The organism is Aeromonas sp. S41-2, from assembly GCF_027705845.1.
GTDB classification, from domain to species: Bacteria; Pseudomonadota; Gammaproteobacteria; order Enterobacterales; family Aeromonadaceae; genus Aeromonas; species Aeromonas hydrophila.
This window is the reverse complement of sequence record NZ_JAPDCG010000004.1, coordinates 328,557-347,561: the sequence shown is the minus strand read 5'-3', so window position 1 is coordinate 347,561 and position 19,005 is coordinate 328,557. Positions and strand designations below refer to the sequence as shown.

Below are 19,005 nucleotides of genomic sequence, written 5' to 3'. Positions count from 1 at the left end.
GTAACAAATGACGCTGGTTGCGGCGTTATCATCTGTTGCAAAATTGCACCACACCAATATCAAACACCATTGCTTAATTATTTTCTGGATGAAGTGACTGGATTGCCGTGCCGCACTTGCCTCCAGTTGGCACAAACGCTCTACTTGTCGCCCTTCGCAGGTCGCGAAACATAAAAATTTAATAAAACTATCTGCGGATTTTTTGCACGAATAAACCATTCGTGCCGACTTCCGTCATGATTTGACATTGTCATAGGCAGATTACGCAGCATGAATAACCAAAAATTAACATCCAGAGACATAGTCGCGTTGGGTTTCATGACCTTCGCGCTCTTCGTCGGTGCCGGCAACATCATCTTCCCGCCCATGGTGGGGTTGCAGGCCGGTGAACAGGTGTGGGGCGCCGCCGCCGGCTTCCTGCTGACGGCAGTCGGCCTGCCGGTGCTCACCGTGGTGGCGCTGGCCAAGGTCGGGGGCGGTGTGGATGCCCTGAGTGCGCCCATCGGCCGCAAGGCCGGGCTGCTGCTGGCCACCGTCTGCTATCTGGCCGTGGGACCGCTGTTTGCCACCCCGCGTACGGCGACCGTCTCCTACGAGGTGGGGCTGGCGCCGCTGTTTGGCGACGATGGCTCGGCCCTGCTGATCTACAGCCTGGTCTACTTCAGCCTGGTGATCGGCATCTCTCTCTATCCGGGCCGGCTGCTCGACACCGTGGGCCACGTGCTGGCGCCGATCAAGATCCTGGCGCTGGCGGCGCTGGGCCTCGCCGTTTTGCTGTGGCCTGCCGGTTCTGCCATCCCTGCCGTCGAAAGCTACCAGCATCAGCCTTTCTCCAACGGTTTCGTCAATGGCTACCTCACCATGGACACCTTGGGTGCCATGGTGTTTGGCATCGTCATCGTCAATGCGGCCCGCTCGCGCGGGGTGAGCAGCGCCAAGTTGCTGACCCGTTACACCGTACTGGCCGGCCTCATCGCCGGGATGGGCTTGACGCTGGTCTACCTCAGCCTGTTCCGCCTGGGCTCGGTGAGCGGTGAACTGGTGCCCCATGCCCAGAATGGCGCCGAGATCCTGCACGCCTACGTCCAGCACACCTTCGGCAACATGGGCAGCGGCTTCCTGGCACTGCTCATCTTCATCGCCTGTCTGGTGACGGCCGTCGGCCTGACCTGTGCCTGCGCCGAGTTCTTCGCCCAGTACCTGCCGCTCTCCTACCGCACTCTGGTGCTGCTGCTGGGCGGCTTCTCCATGCTGGTTTCGAACCTGGGGCTGAGCCACCTGATCCAGCTCTCGGTGCCGGTGCTGACCGCCATCTATCCCCCCTGCATCGTGCTGGTGGTGCTGAGCTTCACCCTGCGCTGGTGGGGCAACGGCACCCGCGTGGTGGGGCCTGTCATGCTGATCAGCCTGCTGTTCGGCCTGATCGACGGGCTCAAGGCCTCGGCCCTTGCCGGCCTGCTGCCGGCCTGGAGCCTCGCCCTGCCCCTGAATGAGCAGGGGCTGGCCTGGCTGCCGCCCTCGCTGTGTGCCCTGCTGCTGGCGGCCCTCTGGGATCGCCTGCAGGGTCGTCCACAGGTGGCGTCTGTCAGCAAGAGCGCGGCCTGAATGCAAAACCGGCCTTTTGGCCGGTTTTGGTGATTGAAACAATGAACAAGGCGCCCTCGGGCGCCTTGTTGTTTTTACTCCCGCATCGCCAGTCTGGCACTGAAGATGCCGCCCTCCAGCCGGGTCTCTATCTGCCAGCCCAGCTTCTCGCAGATGCGCTGGATGATGGTGAGGCCGCAGCCGTAACCGAGGATCTGGTCCGGCGCGGCGGCGGTGGGGTTACTGATGGTGAGTACGGGGCCGGCCAGCTCGATGTCGATGTGTCCATCGGCGTAGCTGAGGGCATTCTTCAGCAGGTTGCCGAGCGCAATGGCGAGCAGGGAGAGGGGGGCCAGCGCCTCGCTCTCATCGTCCAGCTGCAACCGGATATCCAGCTCCTCCCGCTGCAGCAGCGGGGCGAGGCGGCCCAGCTCCTGGCGAATGAGCGGCGCCACCTGCTGGGGCGGGCGCTCCACCGGCTCCTTGCGACCCAGCAGCAGAAAGGTTTCGGTGAGCAGCGCCATCTCGTCGGCGGCGGCGCGAATGCGGGTGGTGGCACGGGCGGCGGGTGCGGGCAGATCGCTCACCTTGCCGAGCAGGGCGGCCGAGCCCTGGATCACCATGTTGGGGGTGCGCAGCTCGTGACTGGCGAAGCGGCTGAACTCCTGCTCGCGGGCAAACACGGCGGCCACCTCCTGCTTGCCAGCCAGCAGCGCCAGCTCGATGTCTCTGAGCTCCTGCCAGGGGGCGTCGGGCACGAAGTCGGCCTGATCCGGGGTGAGGTGGGCGACCCGCTGCTGCAGCCGCTGCAGCGGCCGGGTGATGTGGCGCACCAGCCAGATGCCGAAGCCGATGCAACCGAGCAGCAGGGCCAGCCCGATCAGCCGGGTCGCCAGGTGCAGCTGATCCTCGTAAGGATCCAGGTAGTCGTCGGCATCGTCGTTGAACACCAGGTAGAGCAGCCCCTTACCGGACGGATGGGGCCGCACCAGGAAGTGCTTGTCCTCGTCCCCCAGCACGTGTTCGTAGAAGCCCGGGCGCTGGTAGGGCTTGAGCCAGACCGGCAGGCGGCCGGCCTCGGTCCAGTAGCTGGAGAACTGGCGCGGGCTGGGGGCGGGGGCCGCCATGCCGAGCCGCAGCCAGTCGTCGCTGTAGCGGGTCACCTCGGCCTCCAGCCAGTGGCGCAGGCTCAGCTCCTCCATCTTGTCCTCGGCCACCACCATCAGCAGGCTGATGATGACCAGCAGCAGCAGGCCGGCGCCGCTCAGGGTGAGGATCAGGCGACGGCGCAAGCTGGGCAGGCTCATGACGGCCTCCCGGCAGGCAGGTTCAGGCAGCGCTGGCGGCTCATCATGGGGTCACCAGCCGATAGCCCTGGCCGTGCAGGGTTTCCAGCATGGGAGCGGGGAAGGGCTTGTCGAGGGCGTTGCGCAGGGCATAGATGTGGCTGCGCAGGGCGTCGGAGTCGGGCTCCTCGTCGCCCCAGACGGTGTCGAGCACCTCCTGGCGAGTAACCAGAGCGGGAGCCCGGCGGGCCAGCAGGGTGAGGATCTGGAACGGGATCTTGCCGAGCTTGAGCTCGATCCCGGCCCGGGTGGCGCGGCCGCTGGCGGGATCCAGAGTCAGCTCGCCCACGCACAGCGCCCCCATGTCGCTGCGGGGACCGCGCAGGGCCAGCGCCTGCAGCCGCACTTCCAGTTCCTCCATGGCGAACGGCTTGACCAGATAGTCGTCCCCGCCGGCCTTGAAGCCCGCCAGCTTGTCGTCCAGGCTGTCGCGGGCGGTGAGAAACAGCACTGGGGTCGGGATCCCCTGCTCCCGCAGGCGGGCCACCGTACTGAGGCCGTCGAGACGCGGCATCATGACGTCCATGATGATGACGTCGAAGCGCTGCTCGGCCAGCAACTGCAGGGCCGCCTGGCCGTGATAGGCGCAGTCCAGCCGGTGGCCCGCCAGCTCCAGATAATCCATGATGGTTTCCGCGACCTGGGGATTGTCTTCCACCACCAGTATTTTCATGCTTTGATCTCCTGGTCTTGACCGGCATTTCACGGTCATCTCACACCGGATAAGGCATCCTGTGTGGCAGTGTAACCCCGAGGATCCCCGATGAAGAAGTCTCTCTGCACTCTCCTGCTGCTGATCTTGCTGCCATTCGGCGCTGCGCAGTCGGCGGAGTTCAAATTGACCGGCCGCACCACCTGGCAGCTGGGCCAGCTGATGGTCAACGGCATTCCCTTTGTGCTCGACGAACAGACCCGCTTCAAGGACGGGCTGAGAGAGGACGATCTCGGCGGTACCTGGGTCGACCTGGAAGGGGTGGTCGAGGGTGAGCTACGGCTGATCCGGGAGGTCGAGAAGCTGGAGGAGGATGACGAGATGGATCTGGAAGGGCCGGTGGAGCAGGGGCGGATCTGGGGTTATGTCACCTCGGACGACAGCCTGGCCCCGTTCGAAGGACGCTGGCTGGAGCTGGAGTGCAAGTTTGACGGCATGCGCCTGAGCCGCTGCCGCGAGGATGACTGAGCCAGGCCAGCGTGGTGCTGGCGGAAAAATGGTACAGCTGGGTCCATAGTTAAACCTCGCACGGTTTGACCATGGGCCTTTTGCTATGACACGCACTTCCCTCCTGCTGCTGACACTGCCGCTCTGCGCCTTGGCCGCCGATGGCGAGCTCTGGCTGGTGGAGCTGGAACACAACGATGGCCTGCGCCTGCAGTTTCAGGGCGCCGAACTCGAACTCGGCAACGCCGCGCTGAGCGGGGTGGCAGGCAACGATGAGCTCAGACCCGGCATGCGTCTGGCCATCCTCAGTCGTGACGGAGTCGCCGAGCGGATCGGCATGGCCGACGCCATCGCCGGATTCTTGCCGACCAGCCAGTGGCGCCGGGCCGAAGCCTCCTTGCTGGCGGTTACGGGCCGCGCCCTGCGGCTGCAGGGGCTCGGCGTGCTGGCCTTCGATGACGACACCCGCTGGCTGAACGGCAGCCCGGCCGACCTGCAACCGGGCCGCAAGCTGGTGCTCAGTCGTAACCAGCAGGGCCGCCTGACCGAGATCCTGATCGCCAATCCGGAAGATGAATAAAAAGCAGCGCCACGGGGGCGCTGCTCCGCCATTTATTGGAAGTGGATGTTTTCGAGGGGGATCTGGATGGCGTTCCAGGAGGTGGCACAGGGAGCCGGGCTCGGATAGGTAAACTCGAACAGTTTCTGTTTGTTCTTGTTTATCCCCTGAATGACAACCCTGGTTCGGTTGTCAGCTGCCGCATAGTTGATGAGAAAATCGCCTTGGGCAGCCAGCTTGTCTTCATAAATGCTGGAGCAGACATCTGAATAGATGCCATCGTCAAAACTCCAAGCTACCTGAGCCGTCTTGTTTGGATTGTCGATCGCAAAGATGGCCGTCTGACTGGTGGTTAGATCTATACCGGTTGGGGTGCCGGTAGGGTTGTTGAGGCTCCTGAATCCATTATTGAATAACATCAACTCTCCTGCTTTGGTTATGGAGACGGCATGCTGCCCTATCGGGGTTTGCCCGGAGGAGAGTGACAGTGCGATCTTTTGCAGGGAAGGGTAGGAGTACCAGTGTTTGGTCTCGTCTCCCAGCAACCAGATCAGCTTGCCGGTGGTGTAGTCTAGTTTGACGACAAAATTCTCCCGGCTGGAGATTACCAGAGTATCATCGGCAGGGTTGTAGATGGCCGCATTCATGTGGAACCAGTCCACGCCATCTCTGACAAAGTTGCTGGGGTCGTCTCCCTCTTGCAACATGTACTCAGAAAAGATTTTCCCCAGATCCCATTCTTTGATTATTTTGCCCTTGCTATCTATTTCACTTAAATATGACTCTATTTTCAATGCTCCGCTAGTCGTGCCATCCAGCTCAATCAACACACCTGTTTTTCCTTGATCAATATTATGGTGGAAATAGGCATCACTACCCATGGCCGTTCCATCAACAGTAAATGAATCCATTTTTCCATAGAGGGATAATGTATCGACGGCTTTGTTTTTTGTACTGCCAGTCAGGAAGATATTGTTCAAAAAAATAGATGATCCTGAAGCTCTTTTTATGTCAGCATCCCAACGGACCTCACCATCTATATCCATGATGATGGGAGATTTTTTTGACCCCTTTAGATAAAAGTAGCTATAGGTCGGTGTTGTACTCGGCTTGATGCTGATACCTACGTTGTCATAAATTCCTATGCTGTCTACATAGGCTGCCGTTGCGATTGTCTTCTTAAATGAGTAAGTACTGCTATCAGTGAATTGTATGTTTATCGTCAGTTCATTGAGGTAGTTGCTATAAAGACCAAATACAGGAATTTGTATCCTGTTACTTGTCGTGTCATATAGGCTGTTGTTTGACAGGTAGTTCCAGTCATAGGTTGCGGAGACCGACTTGGCATGATTACCCTCTTTTGTTTTTATATTAAACGAGATGTTTTTTATTTTACTTGTATCCAGGCCTGTCAGATCCAAGGCGGAGATAAATACGGAAGCATGAATATCATCTTCGATGACTTGTGTCGTTGGATCATAATCAAGTTGTTCCGCCAGTGTTTTGCTGCTGCCACCACTACCATTGCAACCATATAGTCCGGTGCAGACGAGGCTTAACAGGAATACGTGCTTCATCATCATAAACATCATCCTTGTGTTAATGAACTGCATCCATTGTAGTGAAAAATCCATGGTTGGGTTGGAAAGTGGGCCTTACATGCAGGCGCCATCTCTAGCCGTCTAGCGACACCGGGCTGAGAGCGTCAATCCGGAAAACCTGAACCGTTACATTGGTGGCAGGCCAGAGTGGTGGGGCCGGTGACGCAGAAGATCTCGATCCTCTCTGTATCATCTGCACTCAAGAGCAGTTTGCCGACAAATCCCACCGATCTGTAACTCAGGCGTGAGGAAGCAGGTCGGGTGGCTGGGTCCTGATCGCCAGTCCGAAGGATGAACTGGAATAAGGATCACTCCGTCTAATACCATTGTATCGATATTCCTAATTTAGGAATATCATTTTTACGTATATTTATGGGGATGAATAAATGACGAATAAAATAATAAAGTGAATGCTCTGATATCATTTCTGTTAATATTGGAAGTCCTCAACTTATTGTTTTATTAATATTATACATGCATTGAAATGTGGTCTGGATCGCATATTGAAGCCAATGTGACTGATATTGTCGTACTCACATGTCACCTGCCGATATATAAGCGCTGGTGAATGTATGTCAATGTTCAATATATTGGGGTTGCTATGCAAAAACTAAAAGTCACTGGCTTGTCATTGATCATATCCGGCCTGCTGATGGCACAGGCCTATGCGGCAGAGCCCGTCTACCCAGACCAGCTACGCCTGTTCTCACTGGGCCAGGAAGTTTGTGGCGACAAGTATCGCCCTATTACTCGAGAGGAAGCCCAGAGCGTTAAAAGCAATATTGTCAATATGATGGGGCAGTGGCAAATAAGCGGTCTGGCCAATGGCTGGGTAATAATGGGGCCGGGTTATAACGGTGAAATTAAACCGGGTTCGGCGTCCACTACCTGGTGTTACCCAGTCAATCCTGTCACCGGAGAAATACCAACCTTGTCAGCCCTGGATATTCCAGACGGTGACGAGGTGGACGTGCAGTGGCGACTGGTACACGACAGCGCGAATTTCATCAAGCCAACCAGCTATCTGGCGCATTATCTTGGTTATGCCTGGGTGGGCGGCAATCACAGCCAATATGTCGGTGAAGACATGGACGTGACCCGTGATGGCGATGGCTGGGTGATCCGTGGCAACAATGACGGCGGTTGCGAGGGGTATCGTTGTGGCGAGAAGACGGCCATCAAGGTCAGCAACTTTGCGTACAACCTGGACCCTGACAGCTTCAAACATGGTGACGTGACCCAGTCTGATCGCCAGCTGGTCAAGACGGTGGTGGGCTGGGCGATCAACGACAGCGACACCCCGCAATCCGGCTATGATGTCACCCTGCGTTACGATACCGCCACCAACTGGTCCAAGACCAATACCTATGGCCTGAGCGAGAAGGTGACCACCAAGAACAAGTTCAAGTGGCCACTGGTAGGGGAAACCGAACTCTCCATCGAGATTGCGGCCAACCAGTCCTGGGCCTCCCAGAACGGGGGCTCTACCACCACCTCCCTGTCGCAATCTGTGCGGCCGACGGTGCCGGCCCGCTCCAAGATCCCGGTGAAGATCGAGCTCTACAAGGCTGACATCTCCTATCCCTATGAATTCAAGGCCGATGTCAGCTATGACCTGACCCTGAGTGGCTTCCTGCGCTGGGGCGGCAATGCCTGGTATACCCATCCGGACAACCGCCCGAACTGGAACCACACTTTCGTCATCGGGCCGTACAAGGACAAGGCGAGCAGCATTCGCTACCAGTGGGACAAGCGTTACATCCCGGGTGAAGTGAAGTGGTGGGACTGGAACTGGACCATCCAGCAGAACGGCCTGTCTACCATGCAGAACAACCTGGCCAGAGTGCTGCGCCCGGTGCGGGCGGGGATCACCGGCGATTTCAGTGCCGAGAGCCAGTTTGCCGGCAACATCGAGATCGGTGCTCCGGTGCCGCTCGCGGCAGACAGCAAGGTGCGTCGTACCCGCAGCGTGGACGGCGCAGGCCAGGGCCTGAGGCTGGAGATCCCGCTCGATGCGCAAGAGCTCTCCGGGCTTGGCTTCAGCAACGTCAGCCTCAGCGTGACACCCGCTGCCAATCAATAACAACTGCGTGTTGCGGTAATAGAACCGGGCCTCTGGCCCGGTTGTTGTTTGTACTGGTCAGGCTTGTTAAAGGCTTGTACTTTCCATTTCCCCACTTATACTGGCGCCATCTTGTCGGAGTGCTGACCGTCGAACGACGCTAAGCTGAGACCGTTAATTCGGGATCCGTGGAACCTGATCAGGTTAAGACCTGCGAAGGGAAACAAGGGTAACTTGCGGGTTACCGCGCCGGGGCACACCCTCGCTCAGCAGGAGCAGAGCCCCACCCATCAAGGGTTCCGCCCGCGATGGTTCAGGCGCACAGAGGGGGAGGCTGTCCCGTCCGGTTGTCCATAGGGCGCCGGGTTTCCAGACTAGGGAAACACCGGGATGGCAGAGCAGGGAAGATCCATGCCCGACTCACTCCCCCGAGCACACCCCGCCGCAAGTTCATCTTCTCCTCGAACTCCAGACAAGCAAATACCCATAACTTCAACCAGTTAATGTGAGTTTTGCTATGTCTACTTCTGTATCTGATACCGCCAAATCCAGCCGCCGCGAGCAGCGCTCCAGCGCCCAGGCTTTTATCGACAGCCTCAAGGGGATGGCTCACCCCAACTCCCGCCGCATCTTTATTGAAGGCTCCCGCGCCGATATCCGTGTGCCCCTGCGGGAGATCCAGCTGGCCGACACCTTCGTCGGTGGCACCAAAGAAGATCCCCGGTTCGAGCCCAACGAGCCGGTGCCGGTCTATGACACTTCTGGCCGTTACGGGGAGGAGGGGGTCGCCATAGACGTGCGCCGCGGCCTGCCGCGCCTGCGGGAGAACTGGGTGCTGGAGCGGGGTGACACCGACGAGCTGCCTGGGCTCAGCTCCACCTTCACTCAGGAGCGGCTGGCCGATGAGGGGCTGGATCACCTGCGCTTCGAGCACTTGCCAAAGCCGCGCCGTGCCAAGCCGGGTCGCCGGGTGACCCAGCTCCACTACGCCCGTGCCGGTATCGTCACCCCCGAGATGGAATTTATCGCCATTCGCGAGAACATGGGGCGCGAGCGGGTGCGCTCCGAGCTCCTGCGCACCCAGCATCCGGGCCGCGATTTCGGTGCCCGTTTGCCCCAGAACATTACCCCCGAGTTTGTGCGCGATGAGGTGGCCGCCGGTCGCGCCATCATCCCCAGCAACATCAACCACCCGGAAGCAGAGCCGATGATCATCGGCCGCAATTTCCTGGTGAAGATCAACGCCAACATCGGCAACTCGGCGGTCACCTCCAGCATCGAAGAGGAGGTGGAGAAGCTGGTCTGGTCGACCCGTTGGGGCGCCGACACCGTGATGGATCTCTCCACCGGTCGCTATATCCACGAGACCCGCGAGTGGATCCTGCGCAACAGCCCGGTACCCATCGGTACCGTGCCCATCTATCAGGCGCTGGAGAAGACCAACGGCATCGCCGAAGACCTCACCTGGGAGCTGTTCCGCGACACCCTGCTGGAGCAGGCCGAGCAGGGGGTGGACTACTTCACCATCCACGCCGGCGTCTTGCTGCGCTTCGTGCCGATGACCGCCAAACGCCTTACCGGCATCGTCTCGCGCGGCGGCAGCATCATGGCCAAGTGGTGCCTCTCCCACCACAAGGAGAACTTCCTTTACCAGCACTTTCGCGAAATCTGCGAGATCTGCGCCGCCTATGATGTGGCCCTGTCGCTGGGCGATGGTCTGCGTCCGGGTTCCGTCTATGACGCCAACGACGAGGCCCAGTTCGCCGAGCTGCGCACCCTGGGTGAGCTCACCAAGATCGCCTGGGAGTATGACGTGCAGGTGATGATCGAGGGGCCGGGTCACGTGCCGATGCACATGATCGAGCGCAACATGACCGAGCAGCTGGAGCACTGTCACGAGGCGCCGTTCTACACCCTGGGCCCGCTCACCACCGACATCGCGCCGGGGTACGATCACTTCACCTCCGGCATCGGCGCCGCCATGATCGGCTGGTACGGCTGCGCCATGCTCTGCTACGTGACCCCCAAGGAGCATCTGGGTCTGCCCAACAAGGAGGATGTGAAGCAGGGGCTCATCACCTACAAGATCGCCGCCCACGCCGCCGATCTGGCCAAGGGTCACCCGGGCGCCCAGATCCGCGACAACGCCATGTCCAAGGCGCGCTTCGAGTTTCGCTGGGAGGATCAGTTCAATCTGGCGCTGGATCCCGACACTGCCCGCGCCTACCACGACGAGACCCTGCCGCAGGAGTCCGGCAAGGTGGCCCACTTCTGCTCCATGTGCGGGCCCAAGTTCTGCTCCATGAAGATCACTCAGGACGTGCGCGACTACGCGGCGAAACTGGAGGCAGTCGAAATCAAGCTGGTCGGCATGGATGGCCAGCAGGAGCAGGTGGTGGCTCAGGTGGAGAGCGGCATGGCCCGCATGGCGGAGACTTTCAAGGAGACTGGCGGCGAGATCTACCATCAGGCGGCGGCACTGAAACAGGCCGCAGGGGAGGAGGCGTGAGCAGCGCAAGCGGGGCTGTCAGCCCCGCCGACCTGTCGCCAGTGACGGACTCGCGACCTGTGGTCTGGACCATAGCGGGTTCAGACTCCGGCGGCGGTGCCGGCATTCAGGCCGACTTGCACACCTTGCACGACCTCGGCGTGCACGGCTGTTCGGTCATCTCAGCCATCACTGCCCAGAACTCGGTGGCGGTGAAGATGGTCGACCCCGTGTTGATGCAGACTTTCACCGCCCAGATCGACGCCCTTAACGTCGATCTGCCGCCCGCCGCCATCAAGATTGGCCTATTGCCGACCCGGCTTCACGTCGAGGTGCTGGCCCGCCGGCTGGCAGCCATCGAGCCCCCTTTCGTGGTCTACGATCCGGTGGCCATCGCCAGCACCGGCACCCCGATGGCGGAGCCCAATATGCTGGCGGCGGTGCGCGAACAGCTGCTGCCACGTCTGTCGCTCATCACCCCCAACGGCCCCGAGCTGGAGGCCCTGACCGGGCTGCCGGTCAGCAGCCCCGAGCTGGTGCGCCTCGCCGCCCGCCGTCTGCGTGAATTGGGCGCCTGCGCTGTGCTGGTGAAGGGGGGTCATCTTGAGTGGAGCGGGGAGCTGTGTCTGGACTACTACCAGGATGAGACCCGCGAATTCTGGCTCGCGGCGCCGCGCCTCGATACCCGCCATGGCCACGGCACCGGCTGCTGCTACGCCAGCGCCATCGCCGCCGTGGTAGCGCAGGATTATCCGGTGGAGGACGCCATCACCCTCGCTCGCGCCTACCTGCAACAGGGGTTGGCGGCGGCGCAGGGGGTGGGCGCAGGCCCGGGCCCCATCGCCCATCTCGGCTGGCCCGCCGATCTTGCCCACTTCCCCCGCGCCGTGCTGGCAGGATCACCGCTCGACCGTCGTTTCGGGCTTTATGAAGCGAGCAGCGCCCGTCTGCCGGATGGTCCCTTCGCGCCGACCGAACCCAACCTCGGTCTCTATCCGGTGGTGGACTCGGTCAAGTGGCTGCGCCGCCTGCTGGGGCAGGGGGTCAAGACCATCCAGCTGCGGATCAAGAATCTGCCCGCCGCTCAGGTAGCACCGGCCATTTGTGATGCGGTAGCGCTCGGTCGCCGCCATGGGGCGCGGCTCTTTATCAACGACTACTGGCAGCAGGCCATCGAGGCGGGTGCCTGGGGCGTGCATCTGGGGCAGGAGGACATGGAGACCGCCGATCTCGCCGCCATTCAGGCGGCGGGGCTGCGCCTTGGCATCTCCACCCACGGCTACTTCGAGCTGATGCGGGCCCGCGAGCTGGCCCCCTCCTATATCGCGCTGGGCCATATCTTCCCGACCAACACCAAGGCGATGCCTTCGCGCCCGCAGGGGCTGGTGCGGCTGCATCGCTACCGCGCCCTGATGGCGGAGTGGCCGACGGTGGCCATCGGCGGTATCAGCGAGGAGCGGGTGGCGGCGGTCAAGGCAAGCGGGGTCGGCAGTATCGCGCTGGTCTCGGCCATCACTGCCAGCGACGACTGGCAGGGGGCGACCGAGCGCTTGCTCGCCGCCGTGGGGGCGGGGGATGAGCCGCACTCGGCGCAGATCATGACCGACATGCAGGAGGCGGCCCATGCTCTCTGATGCTGAGTATTTGCGATACGGCCGCCAGCTGATGCTGGCGGAAGTGGGGGAGGCCGGTCAGGCGCGGCTCAAGGATAAATCTGTGCTGATCGTGGGCCTCGGCGGGCTCGGCTCGCCGCTTGCCCTCTATCTCGCCGGAGCTGGTGTGGGCACTCTCTGGCTGACCGATGGCGATACGGTCGATTCCAGCAACCTGCCGCGCCAGATCCTGTTCGATAGCGAGGCAGTCAACCACTCCAAGGCGGAGCTGGCCCGCGAGCGCTTGGCCGCCCACAACCCGCTGGTGGAGCTGATTGCCATCAACCAGCGGCTCGATGCCGCCAGCCTGCCGGAGTTTGTGGCCGAGGTAGATCTGGTGATCGACTGCTGCGACAACCTCGCCACCCGCCAGGCCATCAACGCCGCCTGCGTGGAGCAGGGCAAGCCCTGGATCTGTGCCGCCGCAGTGGGCTGGCAGGGGCAGCTGATGGCGCGTACCAGCTCGGAGCACGCCTGTTACGCCTGCCTCTATCCGCTGGATACCAAGCTCTCCCAGAGCTGCGAGACCAGTGGCGTCACCGGCCCGCTGGTGGGGGTGATGGGCTCCTTGCAGGCGCTGGAGGCACTGAAACTGCTGCTCGGTTTGCCAAGTCCGGTCGCTGGCACATTGCGCCGTTTCGATGCGTTGACCCATCAGTGGCAGACCCTCACTCTGGCCCCTGACCCCGATTGCCCGGTTTGCGGGCAGCGCCGATGCCCGACACACGATAAGGAGATCACCCCATGACCTTGACCATTCGACTCAACGATAAAGCCCAGTCGCTGGCGGCAGGGCAGAGCGTGGCCGACTTGCTGGCCGTGCAGGGGGTCAATCCCCAAGGCGTGGCGGTGGCCCTTAACGGCGCCGTGCTGCCCCGTGGCCGCTGGGCCGAGACTCGTCTCAATGACGGGGACGAACTTCACCTCTTTACCGCCATTGCGGGAGGCTGATCCATGATGCTCACAGTCCCATCTTCGAGCGCTCTGCCTTGCGGCGGGGCCTCATCTCTTCTTATCGCAGTGGCAGGAGGCTGACATGCTTAAGATTGCCGATCACACCTTCTCTTCGCGCCTCTTTACCGGCACCGGCAAGTTTGCCCGCCCGGATCTGATGGCCGCCGCCATAGCGGCGAGTGGCTCCCAGCTGGTCACCATGGCCATCAAGCGGCTCGAACCGGGCAAGGCCCACGACGATATCCTGAGCCCCTTGCTGCAACTCGGGGTCAAGCTGCTGCCCAACACCTCCGGCGCCAAGACCGCCGCCGAGGCGGTGTTTGCCGCCCACCTCGCCCGCGAGGCGCTGGGGACCAACTGGCTGAAGCTGGAGATCCACCCAGACCCCCGCTATCTGCTGCCCGATCCTATCGAGACGCTGAAAGCCGCCGAGCAGCTGGTGAAAGAGGGCTTTGTGGTGCTGCCCTACTGCGGCGCCGACCCCGTGCTCTGCAAGCGGCTGGAAGAGGTAGGCTGCGCCGCCGTGATGCCGCTGGGCGCGCCCATCGGTTCCAATCAGGGGCTGGTGACCCGGGAGTTCCTCTCCATCATCGTCGAGCAGGCCAATGTGCCTGTGGTGGTGGATGCGGGGATCGGTGCGCCGAGCCACGCCGCCGCCGCCTTTGAGCTGGGTGCCGATGCCGTGCTGGTCAACACCGCCATCGCGGTGAGCGGCGACCCTGTCGCCATGGGCCGCGCCTTTGCGCTTGCCTGCACTGCCGGCCGCAGTGCCTATGAGGCGGGTCTCGGCGCCCGCGCCCTGCAGGCGCAAGCCTCCAGCCCGCTCACCGATTTTCTGGGGGCGTTATGAGTCAGGGATTTGCTATCACTGGGGGAGATTCTTCCTCCCCTCTCCCTCTGGGAGAGGGGCTGGGGGGGAGGGCTACGGGGGGGAGGGATCTGGAATCACAGGATGCCGCTCCCTCCTTTCTCGACCGTTGGCAGGAGCTGGAGTGGGACGATATCGGCATGCAGATCCGCGCCAAGACCGCCGCCGATGTAGCACGCGCCTTGAGCGCCCCCCGCCGCACTCTGAGCGATTTTATGGCGCTGATCTCGCCGGCTGCCGAGGCGTACCTGCCGCAGATGGCAGCCGAGGCCGAGCGGCTGACCCGCCAGCGTTTTGGCAACACCATCGGCTTCTATGTGCCGCTCTATCTGTCAAACCTTTGCGCCAACGACTGCACCTACTGTGGCTTCTCCATGAGCAACCGCCTCAAGCGCAAAACCTTGAATAGCGAGGAGATAGAGCGCGAGTGTCTCGCCATCAAGGCGCGCGGTTTCGACAGCGTGCTGCTGGTGACCGGCGAGCACGAGCACAAGGTGGGGCTCGCCTATTTTCGCGAGGTGATGCCCATCATCCGCCGCCACTTCAGCACGGTGGGGATGGAGGTACAACCCCTCTCGCAGGCCGACTATGCCGAGCTGAAGAGCCTCGGCCTCGATGCCGTCATGGTCTATCAGGAGACCTACCACGCCCCCACTTACGCCCGCCACCATCTGCGCGGCAACAAGCGGGACATCGCATGGCGCCTCGCCACACCGGATCGGCTGGGCCGCGCTGGGATCGACAAGATAGGGCTGGGGGCGCTGATCGGTCTCTCCTCGGACTGGCGCGCCGACAGCTACTTTGTCGCCGAGCATCTGAGCTGGCTTGAGCGTCACCACTGGCAGAGTCGCTACTCGCTCTCCTTCCCGCGTCTGCGCCCCTGCACCGGGGGGCTGGAGCCTGCCGTGGTCATGTCGGATCGCCAGCTGGCCCAGCTTATCTGCGCCTGGCGCCTCTTCTCGCCGACGCTGGACCTGTCGCTCTCCACCCGTGAGTCCGCCACCTTTCGCAACGGCGCGGTACGCCTTGGCATCACCCAGATGTCGGCCGAGTCGCGCACCCAGCCGGGGGGCTATGCAGAAGGGGATAAAGAGGAGCTGGAGCAGTTCGCCATCCACGACGACCGCCCGGTGGGGGAAGTGGCCGCCGCCGTGCGGCAGGCCGGGTTGCAGCCGGTGTTTAAGGATTGGGAGCCGTTTTTGGGGAGATAGGGGCGGCCATGCCCCTTTGCCGCTAGCATCCCGGCGTCCAGCCAGACTCCGTGCCTGTGGCGAGGGGGCACGGCTGCGCCGTGCAATAGTAGGGTCGATTAGCCGGTAGGCGTAATCGTCCGCTTTGCAGTTTTAGGTGATGATGGATGGCTCGGCTACGCCGTGCAGGATGCGAGGCCGCTGGCCTCGACGGGGTTTCGCCCGCCCTTCGGGCTTGGGCGAGTAACTTTTCTTTGCGTGGCCAAAGAAAAGTCACCAATCGAGCGGCCACCCCGCCAATCCGACCGCTACGCGGTTTCCCTCGGGTCAGGTGCAAGGTCGGACGGATCGCCGCAGACGGCACATCCCTGTGCCGGCTGCGTCTGCGCCATCATCCCTGATGGTGCTCCTGACCTTGCCCCTTCCCCTTGGCGGATTGGAGGGGGAACCAAAACCGTGCCCGCCATAACCTCGGGGAGTAGTCGTAGGGTGCAATAAGCGGAGCGCATTGCACCGCTATTGTGATGAGAGGTGCAATTCACTTCGTTCATTGCACCCTACGTTTTGCTTCGTTTGAACCACATTTAACAACATGGTTGATTGTGGGTTGGGCAATACATGGCGAATTACAAACGGGCATGGCAGCCGGGGGGAACCTGGTTTTTTACGGTCGTGCTGGCTGAACGTCAGAACAACCATCTACTGGTCGAGCAGATTGATCTGCTGAGGTCAGCTGTCAGGGAGGTGCAAGAGCGCCACCCATTCCGGATCCACGGATGGGTTGTCTTGCCCGAGCATCTACATGCACTGTTGGAGTTGCCGGAAGGAGATATCAATTTTCCGTTGCGCTGGCGCCAAATAAAAAGCAAGTTTTCACGAGGGCTCCCCAATTCTGAGGCTCGTTCAGAATCTCGCTGGCGTCGCGGTGAACGGGGCATTTGGCAGCGACGTTATTGGGAGCACCTGATCCGCGATCAGGAAGATTTCAATCATCATCTCGATTACATCCATATCAACCCCGTCAAACATGGATTGGTAACAACCCCGAAAGACTGGCCATATTCCACTTTCTATCGTTGGGTTCAACAGGGTAGGTATCCATTGTCTTGGGGAGATGCCACCACGTCAGAATATGATATACCACACGGCGATCAATAATTGGTATTAATTTGGTTAATGTAGGGTGCAATAAACGGAGCGTATTGTACCGCTGATATGATGATAGAGCCGTTCCCGTATTTAGTTTATTATACTAATTATGAAAGCCGTAAGCATATGCTGTGAGATTTTATTTTAATCATTGTAGGCTTGTTGTAAAATAGCGTTTTAATTTTGAGGCGTGATTAATGGATATTAACTTAACTGACAGTGCAGGAATACTGTTGACAACCGTTAGCTCCCTTGTAGGTGCTGTTATTGGTGGATTGATGACACGAAATGCAACGATCAATGCCACGAATATCGCGAATGAACATCAGCGAAAGCTAGCCAAAGACGCAGAAGACGCGCTATTAACTGGCTTCATATGGTCAATACATGATGAAATTGAAAGTCTGTTTCGCCGTTATAATGAAACGGTAGGAATAACGTTGCGTAACACGCCAGATGGTGAATTTTTGCCTATCAAGTACAGGACTGAACATTACTACTTCTCTGTTTACCACAGTAATAGTGCGTTGATTGGTAAAGTGCGAGATCATGAGTTAAGGTCTGATATTATTTTTGCATACACCATGGCCAAGAGTATATTAGACTCGTACTCTATATACTGGGAGCTAATGACGACCTATGAAAATGCCTGCCGTAGTAATTTAATAGAACCCTCACCAATAAATGAACACTACGTAATAGCTTATCAGAAACAGCTTTCTTCATATACAATGGAATTAAAAGGTATTGATTCTCTTTTATGTACAAGCCTAGAGCACCTTCTTAAAAAAATTACAGAAAGTAGTGTTAGGTAGACCGTAATTAAAGTTGAGAATAATACTCGTGTTAATATCATGTTGAGACAGACAAATTGGCAGAATACTTATAGTCATAGACGTTAGCAGGAACAAGGGAATATATATGCGCATCCATAGGCTGGCCATGTAGAAATATACGATTCCTTGCCCGGCACTCAAAGGTGGCCCCGGCGGCGATGGCAACGGCTTCACTGGCGCTGTTACCAACCCCCATCACGATCTCCAGCCGAAATAGCCCCAACCGTTCAAAGCCAAATTCACGCAGCAGGGCGACCGCCTGCCGGGCGATACCTTGTCCTTGGTGGGATTGGCGTACCCAGTAACCGATATTGCCGTAGCGATGATGGGGTGACAGCTGGTTGATACCGGCGCCACCCAAGAGCTGGCCGGTGGCGGCGCAGAAGAGGCCCATGTCGTAGGCGCGTCCCGCCTCGCGATCCTGATCGCAGGTGGCAAACCATTCCAGTGCGCTTTTCCGAGTAAATGAGTATGAGCACCAGCTCATCCATTTGCCGACCGTCTCGATGGATTCGTGGGCTGCGCGGACAAACTCGTCGGCGTCGCCCGGCTTGAAGGGACGAATAACGAGTTTGGCGTTGGCAAGGGGCTGGAATGTCATTGGCTGTCCTGCATTGTCAGAGAATTGTCAGAGAGTAACGGTGCCCTCCCGAGGGGCTGTTTGGTGACTGGCCAAACCGGGTGTCGTCCTGAGAAAAGCCTTCGATCACCTTAGGAGATGGGGGACAACACGATCCTGTTGAACCTTGAGCAAACTTACCCTAACGGAATCGGGTGGAGCCTTGCCACCCTTTTGTGCCCTCCGCTTCGCCAGTCTCTGTCGCCCGGTGGCGGTGGGCGCATCGACCCCGCCGGGGTTTGTCTCTAGCATAAGGAAGATGCGGGGCAGGGGCTCCGCCATGCGGGTGGTGGTTGATGCCCGTTTACGGACTTTTGGCGGAGAGAAAAGATGAAGCTGCGTTCCTTGTTGATGGTGGGTGCCCTGCTGCTGGGCGGTTGTACGGTCAATCCCTACGGTGGCACTCAGGCTCCTGTCAGTGAACCGGACCAGCCAGTGAGCCAGCCGGACAAGCCGGTGACCAAGCCGGATGCCGGGGCACCGCTGCCCAAACCGGTGGCGCCAACCGGGCTGGCGCTGGCCATGGCCGATGCCTTTGTGCAGGCTCCCGAGGTGCGGGAGCTGGCGCAAACCGGTCAGCCGGTGCTGCTGCTTACTCCGCCCCAGAACGGCACCGGCGAGCCGGTGGATACCCGCGCCATGGCGGCGGCCATGAGCAAGCGCATCCAGAGCAAGAGCGGTTTTCGCTTTGTCGACCCAGGTCAGGTGGCGGCCATCACCGGTCAGCTTGAGTATCAGCAGGGCAGGATGAACCCGGCTTCCCTGGTGCGGCTCGGTCGTCAGACCGGCGCCGGCTACATGCTGTACGGGGATCTGGTGGCCGAGGGCAGCCGCTATCGGCTGTCGATGACCCTGATGGAGCTGCGCAGCGGTGAGCTGCTCTGGAGCGGCAGTCGCTCCGCCAGCCACTGAGGATGCCGAAGGGCTGACAGGTTTGT

At 60.2% G+C, this 19,005-nt stretch carries 17 protein-coding genes and 1 riboswitch; of the genes, 13 read left to right on the top strand and 4 right to left on the bottom strand.

The genetic code is table 11. The annotated features are described in order from the left end of the window. The first annotated feature begins 270 nt into the window (after positions 1 to 270). Positions 271 to 1,605 (top strand): branched-chain amino acid transport system II carrier protein, encoded by a 1,335-nt coding sequence (brnQ, locus tag OKC44_RS12335; RefSeq protein WP_011704408.1) that lies wholly within the window; start codon positions 271 to 273, stop codon positions 1,603 to 1,605. Positions 1,606 to 1,679: 74 nt separating this feature from the next. Here brnQ and OKC44_RS12330 read toward each other — a convergent pair whose 3' ends face one another. Further along, a complete protein-coding gene (locus tag OKC44_RS12330) occupies positions 1,680 to 2,891 on the bottom strand; it encodes a sensor histidine kinase (protein ID WP_270813104.1) in 1,212 nt (403 codons plus the stop codon). Positions 2,892 to 2,934: 43 nt separating this feature from the next. Next, positions 2,935 to 3,603, bottom strand: coding sequence for a response regulator transcription factor (locus OKC44_RS12325; RefSeq protein ID WP_193758768.1), 669 nt, complete (start codon positions 3,601 to 3,603; stop codon positions 2,935 to 2,937). Positions 3,604 to 3,693: 90 nt separating this feature from the next. On the opposite strand from OKC44_RS12325, the gene OKC44_RS12320 reads away from it, so the two are divergent. Both OKC44_RS12320 and OKC44_RS12315 read left to right on the top strand, forming a co-directional pair. Beyond that, the gene (locus tag OKC44_RS12320) at positions 3,694 to 4,110 is read left to right on the top strand and encodes a hypothetical protein (protein WP_010635345.1); all 417 of its coding nucleotides are present in this window, start codon (positions 3,694 to 3,696) and stop codon (positions 4,108 to 4,110) included. An 85-nt stretch (positions 4,111 to 4,195) separates the two neighbouring features. After that, the gene (locus OKC44_RS12315) at positions 4,196 to 4,669 is read left to right on the top strand and encodes a hypothetical protein (RefSeq protein ID WP_039212930.1); all 474 of its coding nucleotides are present in this window, start codon (positions 4,196 to 4,198) and stop codon (positions 4,667 to 4,669) included. 32 nt (positions 4,670 to 4,701) lie between these two features. On the opposite strand, the gene OKC44_RS12310 is transcribed toward OKC44_RS12315, so the two are convergent. Then, on the bottom strand, positions 4,702 to 6,231 hold the full coding sequence (locus tag OKC44_RS12310; protein ID WP_270813101.1) for an aryl-sulfate sulfotransferase: 1,530 nt from the start codon (positions 6,229 to 6,231) through the stop codon (positions 4,702 to 4,704). Positions 6,232 to 6,850: 619 nt separating this feature from the next. Here OKC44_RS12310 and aerA point away from each other — a divergent pair. From aerA to OKC44_RS12265, 9 genes are all read left to right on the top strand, one after another. Next, positions 6,851 to 8,332, top strand: coding sequence for a beta-barrel pore-forming toxin aerolysin (gene aerA, locus OKC44_RS12305; protein WP_270813099.1), 1,482 nt, complete (start codon positions 6,851 to 6,853; stop codon positions 8,330 to 8,332). Between the two features lie 105 nt (positions 8,333 to 8,437). Further along, a riboswitch (TPP riboswitch) is annotated at positions 8,438 to 8,551 on the top strand. 277 nt (positions 8,552 to 8,828) lie between these two features. Then, on the top strand, positions 8,829 to 10,820 hold the full coding sequence (thiC, locus tag OKC44_RS12300) for a phosphomethylpyrimidine synthase ThiC (RefSeq protein ID WP_270813096.1): 1,992 nt from the start codon (positions 8,829 to 8,831) through the stop codon (positions 10,818 to 10,820). Beyond that, positions 10,817 to 12,433 (top strand): thiamine phosphate synthase, encoded by a 1,617-nt coding sequence (thiE, locus tag OKC44_RS12295; protein WP_270813094.1) that lies wholly within the window; start codon positions 10,817 to 10,819, stop codon positions 12,431 to 12,433. Before thiC ends, thiE begins: the two co-directional genes overlap by 4 nt. Then, entirely contained in the window at positions 12,423 to 13,199 is a 777-nt protein-coding gene (locus OKC44_RS12290) for a HesA/MoeB/ThiF family protein (RefSeq protein WP_270813092.1), read from the top strand. The genes thiE and OKC44_RS12290 overlap by 11 nt, the downstream gene beginning before the upstream one ends. Next, complete coding sequence (gene thiS, locus OKC44_RS12285; RefSeq protein ID WP_162498753.1) at positions 13,196 to 13,402, top strand: sulfur carrier protein ThiS; 207 nt, start codon at positions 13,196 to 13,198, stop codon at positions 13,400 to 13,402. Before OKC44_RS12290 ends, thiS begins: the two co-directional genes overlap by 4 nt. Positions 13,403 to 13,487: 85 nt before the next feature. Next, positions 13,488 to 14,255 carry a thiazole synthase gene (locus OKC44_RS12280; RefSeq protein ID WP_139710755.1) on the top strand — a complete coding sequence of 256 codons (768 nt, stop codon included), beginning with the start codon at positions 13,488 to 13,490 and terminating at the stop codon, positions 14,253 to 14,255. Further along, the gene (gene thiH, locus OKC44_RS12275) at positions 14,252 to 15,484 is read left to right on the top strand and encodes a 2-iminoacetate synthase ThiH (protein WP_270813090.1); all 1,233 of its coding nucleotides are present in this window, start codon (positions 14,252 to 14,254) and stop codon (positions 15,482 to 15,484) included. The genes OKC44_RS12280 and thiH overlap by 4 nt, the downstream gene beginning before the upstream one ends. A 597-nt stretch (positions 15,485 to 16,081) precedes the next feature. Beyond that, entirely contained in the window at positions 16,082 to 16,621 is a 540-nt protein-coding gene (locus OKC44_RS12270) for an REP-associated tyrosine transposase (RefSeq protein WP_206819217.1), read from the top strand. Between the two features lie 188 nt (positions 16,622 to 16,809). Continuing rightward, positions 16,810 to 17,427 (top strand): hypothetical protein, encoded by a 618-nt coding sequence (locus OKC44_RS12265; RefSeq protein WP_270813087.1) that lies wholly within the window; start codon positions 16,810 to 16,812, stop codon positions 17,425 to 17,427. Between the two features lie 37 nt (positions 17,428 to 17,464). Here OKC44_RS12265 and OKC44_RS12260 read toward each other — a convergent pair whose 3' ends face one another. Then, positions 17,465 to 18,049 (bottom strand): GNAT family N-acetyltransferase, encoded by a 585-nt coding sequence (locus OKC44_RS12260; RefSeq protein WP_270813085.1) that lies wholly within the window; start codon positions 18,047 to 18,049, stop codon positions 17,465 to 17,467. A gap of 348 nt (positions 18,050 to 18,397) precedes the next feature. Here OKC44_RS12260 and OKC44_RS12255 point away from each other — a divergent pair, with 348 nt between their 5' ends. After that, entirely contained in the window at positions 18,398 to 18,979 is a 582-nt protein-coding gene (locus OKC44_RS12255; protein WP_270813082.1) for a penicillin-binding protein activator LpoB, read from the top strand. Positions 18,980 to 19,005: the final 26 nt, after the last annotated feature.

Coding starts and splice junctions, on each gene's coding strand:
- OKC44_RS12315 (WP_039212930.1), top strand. CDS start 4,196: ATGACACGCACTTCCCTCCTGCTGCTGACACTGCCGCTCTGCGCCTTG.
- OKC44_RS12255 (WP_270813082.1), top strand. CDS start 18,398: ATGAAGCTGCGTTCCTTGTTGATGGTGGGTGCCCTGCTGCTGGGCGGT.
- OKC44_RS12265 (WP_270813087.1), top strand. CDS start 16,810: ATGGATATTAACTTAACTGACAGTGCAGGAATACTGTTGACAACCGTT.
- OKC44_RS12280 (WP_139710755.1), top strand. CDS start 13,488: ATGCTTAAGATTGCCGATCACACCTTCTCTTCGCGCCTCTTTACCGGC.
- OKC44_RS12310 (WP_270813101.1), bottom strand. CDS start 6,231: ATGATGATGAAGCACGTATTCCTGTTAAGCCTCGTCTGCACCGGACTA.
- thiH (WP_270813090.1), top strand. CDS start 14,252: ATGAGTCAGGGATTTGCTATCACTGGGGGAGATTCTTCCTCCCCTCTC.
- thiC (WP_270813096.1), top strand. CDS start 8,829: ATGTCTACTTCTGTATCTGATACCGCCAAATCCAGCCGCCGCGAGCAG.
- thiS (WP_162498753.1), top strand. CDS start 13,196: ATGACCTTGACCATTCGACTCAACGATAAAGCCCAGTCGCTGGCGGCA.
- OKC44_RS12290 (WP_270813092.1), top strand. CDS start 12,423: ATGCTCTCTGATGCTGAGTATTTGCGATACGGCCGCCAGCTGATGCTG.
- OKC44_RS12320 (WP_010635345.1), top strand. CDS start 3,694: ATGAAGAAGTCTCTCTGCACTCTCCTGCTGCTGATCTTGCTGCCATTC.
- aerA (WP_270813099.1), top strand. CDS start 6,851: ATGCAAAAACTAAAAGTCACTGGCTTGTCATTGATCATATCCGGCCTG.
- brnQ (WP_011704408.1), top strand. CDS start 271: ATGAATAACCAAAAATTAACATCCAGAGACATAGTCGCGTTGGGTTTC.
- OKC44_RS12330 (WP_270813104.1), bottom strand. CDS start 2,891: ATGAGCCTGCCCAGCTTGCGCCGTCGCCTGATCCTCACCCTGAGCGGC.
- OKC44_RS12325 (WP_193758768.1), bottom strand. CDS start 3,603: ATGAAAATACTGGTGGTGGAAGACAATCCCCAGGTCGCGGAAACCATC.
- OKC44_RS12260 (WP_270813085.1), bottom strand. CDS start 18,049: ATGACATTCCAGCCCCTTGCCAACGCCAAACTCGTTATTCGTCCCTTC.
- OKC44_RS12270 (WP_206819217.1), top strand. CDS start 16,082: ATGGCGAATTACAAACGGGCATGGCAGCCGGGGGGAACCTGGTTTTTT.